Raw genomic sequence first — 3479 nt, forward strand, 5'->3', positions numbered from 1 at the left:
GCGAGCTTTTTTCTGGAATATTCGCCTATAAAAGACCTTAAACTACGCAGTAGTGTGGGCATTGACTATGGCCAGTTCAATTTCAGAAATTTTCAACGTGCCTATCAGGCAGGTACGCTAAATTTTGGCGACAACCTTACGGTTGAAAACAATTGGAATCGCAGCATCGTATTAGCCACTACGGCTGAATACAAATTGTTGTTAGATGATAAACACAAGTTTACCTTCTTAGCAGGTGTTGAGCAGATTGATTTTAAAACCGAACTATCACGGGGTATCGGGTCTGGCTTTGCATCAGATGACCGCGACTTCGCGTTTTTGTCTCAAGCAACTGATGATGTAAGGGTTGAAGGTTTTGGTGATGAATGGACTCTCGATTCGATATTTGGTCGGATCGACTACAGTTATGACAAACGTTATCTGGCTGGGTTGACTCTGCGCCGGGACGGTTCATCTAAGTTTGGTGAAAACAACCAATATGGTAATTTTCCCGCTGTCTCAGCCGGTTGGGTGATTAGCAATGAAGATTTCTTTGATGTCGAATTTATTTCCACCCTTAAACTGCGCGCAAGTTATGGTGAGACAGGTAATCAGGAAATTCCAACCAATGCCACAAACACGACTTATCAAACCCGATACGCTACTCAATCACTGTTCACCAATGCACAAGATGAAGGTACCGCTTACGACATTACTGGAGCCAATGGGGGGACGTTACCGTCTGGTTTTGTAAGAGCGCAGACCGGTAACCCAGATTTAAAGTGGGAGACCTCGACTCAGAGCAATGTGGGTGTAGATTTCCAACTTTTTAGCACCACGGTTTATGGTAGCGTGGATTATTTCAATAAAGAAACCAAAGACATACTTACCTTAACCCAACCCATTGCGACACTAGGAGAAGGGGCGCAGAAATGGGTTAACGGCGGGACGATAGAAAATAATGGTTTCGAATTCATCATCGGCTATGAAGACTATTTGGATTTTGATTTCTTGGACGATGAATTGAAGGTCGATGTTAGTTTCAACATTTCTAAAGCAGACAACGAGGTTATTGCTTTACCTGAAGATGTAGTGAATTCATTTGGCGGAAACGGACAAGATAAAACTATTCTCGGTCACTCTATCAATTCTGTTTATGGTTATGTCGCTGATGGACTGTTTCAGAGTCAGCAAGAAATAGACGAGCACGCCACTCAGGCAGGAGCAGGGCTGGGACGCATTCGATGGGCAGATCTGGATAAAAACGGCGTCATTGATGAAAATGATCAGGACTTTTTTGTTAATCCCGATCCTGATTTTATCTACGGTTTCAATTTCACTCTCAATTATAAACAGTGGGACTTCAATATGTTTTGGCAGGGCGTTAAAGGAGGCTCTGTAAGAAATAACTGGCGTCTGTTTACTGATTTTACCTCGTTAAATATTGGTTCGAATTACGGTTCGCGTGTGTTGGATGCGTGGTCGCCTGAAAATAGTGACTCAACGGTGCCGGCACTCACCTTGGTAGATAACAATGGTGAAGGGCGACAGTCGAGTTTCTTTTGGGAAGATGGCAGTTATTTAAAGCTACGTAATTTGTCTGTGGGTTACCGATTCGAAGACAAACTTTTAAACGACTACGGCATTCTGGACGCTCGTATTTATCTTCAAGGTTCCAATTTACTGACCATCACACCTGACGGAACCTTAAGTCAAGACCCTGAGGCACCGAACGAAGTCTTTCCGGTCCCTCGACGAATCACTATCGGCATAGATGTGAGTTTCTAAGTGACTTTATCCCTTAGCATAGACAGATTAACGATGAAAAATCAGAGAAAAATCATGAAAAAAATGTATCAATTATTTGCAAGTAGTTTACTCGCGATGTCGGTTTTATCGTGCGGAGGCGGCGACCTTGATGTTCCACCCAAAGCAGTATTAACCGAAGATCAAGTAACCAGTGCTGAGAATATCGACGGCTTGGTCATTGCCGCTTATTCTTACTTGGGCAATGACCATTACACCTCTCCGATGTTTTTGTGGCCAACAGGAAACCTACGAGCTGGTGATGCCCATAAAGGCGGGAATGGTCCAAGTGATATTTTTGCTTACCATGCCCTATCTATGTTTGCACCCTTGGTGCCTGATATGGAATCTTTTCCACCAGATTTAATCGATTTAAACGATAAAAAATGGACACGAAATTACACTGGTATATCTCGTGCGAACGCAGGATTGCAGGTTATTGCTAAAGCGGGTGCATCAGCTATTCCTAATGCAGCAGAGAAGCAAGCAGAACTAAGATTTATACGTTCAATTTTTTACTTCGACTTAAAAATTCATCATAAACATATCCCCTGGATAGATGAAAATATGACGCAAGAAGAAATATTAGCAACGACTAACGTTGATCTCACTGATCAACAATTGTGGAATAAAATTGCTGATGATTTTCGCTTTGCCTCACAAAATTTGCCTGATGTCCAACAAGACGTAGGTCGTGCTTCAGCCTTGTCTGCCAAGGCTTATCTGGCTAAAACACTGCTATATCAAGCCTATGTGCAAAATGATACTCACGAGGTAGTGTCGATTGATAGTGATAAATTGAATGAAGTAGTTTCACTGGTTAGTGAAATCGAAGCATCTGGTGTCTACGGTTTACTTGACGATTTCGGTAACAATTTCCAAGCTGCTTTTGACAATAGCAAAGAATCTGTATTTGCTATTCAGCGTTCACTCAACGATGGCTCCCCTGACGGTCGTGGTTCATGGCCTACGGCGCTGAATGCTCCGCAGGCCGGTGGGTTCGGCTGCTGTGGCTTTCATGTGCCGACAGATAATTTCGTAAACGCTTTTAAAACGAGTAACAATGGTTTGCCCTTATTTGTGACTTATAACGACGCTAATTACAACATGCTGTCGGACCAGGTTGACCCTCGCTTGGATCATACTGTTGCCATGGAAGGTAAGCCCTTTAAATATGATCCCACCTTAATTCATGGGGGAGATTCTTGGGCTCGCGCACCTGGTATTTATGGCAGTTTTAACAGCATGAAGGAGTTGGAGCATCCCGATTGTGACTGTCGTGGCGAAAATGGTCCTTTCCCAATATTTTCGATGAATACAGTGTTAGTTCGCTATGCAGATGTGCTGTTATTCAAAGCAGAAGCATTGATTCAACTAGACCGTTATGAAGAAGCATTGCCAATTATCAATCGTCTTCGCACCCGTGCAGCTAATAGTACAGGTATGTTGAATAATGCCAGTATCTATAACATTAAACCCTATAGCAGTTTTGCCAATAAAGAAGAGGCCTTTAACGCTTTACGTTGGGAACGTCGTTTAGAGTTAGGCTTAGAAGGACATCGCTTCTTTGACCTAGTGCGCTGGGGTGTGGCTAAAGAAACCTTAGAGGCTTATTTCGACGTTGAGCGCACTAGAAAGCCTTATCTTGAAGAAGCGGCATTTACTAAGGGTAAACATGAGTATTTACCTATACC

General features: G+C 43.0%; 2 protein-coding genes. Both read left to right on the plus strand.

Going from position 1 to position 3479, the window contains the following annotated elements:
• The coding region (locus tag NWQ57_RS05855; protein WP_306021201.1) for a SusC/RagA family TonB-linked outer membrane protein at positions 1-1767 on the plus strand (1767 nt) is incomplete at its 5' end.
• A gap of 54 nt (positions 1768-1821) precedes the next feature.
• A partial coding sequence (locus tag NWQ57_RS05860) for a RagB/SusD family nutrient uptake outer membrane protein (protein WP_306021202.1) occupies positions 1822-3479 on the plus strand: 1658 nt, incomplete at its 3' end.

Origin of the sequence: Paraglaciecola sp. (genome assembly GCF_030730205.1) — a bacterium.
Lineage (GTDB): Bacteria > Pseudomonadota > Gammaproteobacteria > Enterobacterales > Alteromonadaceae > Paraglaciecola.